General features: G+C 59.1%; 1 pseudogene. It reads right to left on the bottom strand.

The window, feature by feature from the left end:
- Nucleotides 1–86 precede the first annotated feature (86 nt).
- A pseudogene (locus tag NWI01_RS18580) lies at nt 87–1053 on the bottom strand (IS3 family transposase); the annotation flags it as partial.

The following is a 1053-nucleotide window of genomic DNA, read 5'->3' on the forward strand; positions in this document are numbered from 1 at the left end:
GACCTGACGGATATTTTGGACCAGCGGGATAGAGACTACTGCACGGTGGCCCACTGATCCAGTTGAAGCCGTTGGGCTGTGGATGTCTGGGGTGCCGGTGGTCGATAGCCGAGCGATGAGTGCGGACGTATCGTGTTGAAGTGATTGCGCCATTGCTCTATCACGACCTGAGCTTCTCTCAGACTGTAAAAGACTTTTTGGTTGAGGCATTCGTCGCGCAATTTGCCGTTAGCAATTTGCCGTTAAAGGACTCACAATAGCCGTTCTCCCACGGGCTGCCCGGCGTGATGTAGAGCGTCCTGGCGCCGAGTTTTCCAAGCCAGTTGCGAACCACCTTGGCCGTCATCTCCGCGCCGTTGTCGGAGCGGATGTGTTCGGGGATGCCCTTGGTGAGCATCACATCGGCCATCGTCTCGATGACGCCGAAGCTGTTGATGCGACGCGCCACACGGATGGCCAGGCATTCCCGGGTGAACTCATCGATCAGCGTCATCAGGCGGAGCTTGCGACCGTCATGTGTCTGCGCCTCGACAAAATCGTAGCTCCACACATGATTGCGGTGCTGCGGCCTCAACCGGATGCAGGATCCGTCATTCAGCCAGAGCCGGCCTCGCGGCTTTTGTTTCCTGGGCACTTTCAGCCCCTCGCGGCGCCAGATCCGCTGAACGCGATCACAGCCGACCTGCCACCCCGCCTGGGTCAGCAGCGATGTGTCCGACGATAGCCATAACGTCCATACCGAGACGCCAGCGAGACAATCGCTCTCGTCAGCGCAATCTTCATCGGCTCGGACAATAGTGGTGTATCGTTGCGTTCCGCGGGGCTGGTCGACAATCCGGCAGGCGTGACGTTCGGACAAACCATACTTCGCCCGAATGCCTTCAACGGCCTGTCGGCGCCGCTCAGGGCTTACAAGTTTCCCGAGGCCACATTCTTGAGCACCTGCTTCTCCAGCGACAGATCGGCAACCAGGCGCTTGAGACGAACGTTCTCGCGCTCCAGCTCTTTCATCCGCTTCGCCTGATCAAGCTCGAGCCCGCCGTATTCCTTTCG

Origin of the sequence: Nitrobacter winogradskyi (assembly GCF_006539545.1) — a bacterium.
GTDB classification, from domain to species: domain Bacteria; phylum Pseudomonadota; class Alphaproteobacteria; order Rhizobiales; family Xanthobacteraceae; genus Nitrobacter; species Nitrobacter winogradskyi_A.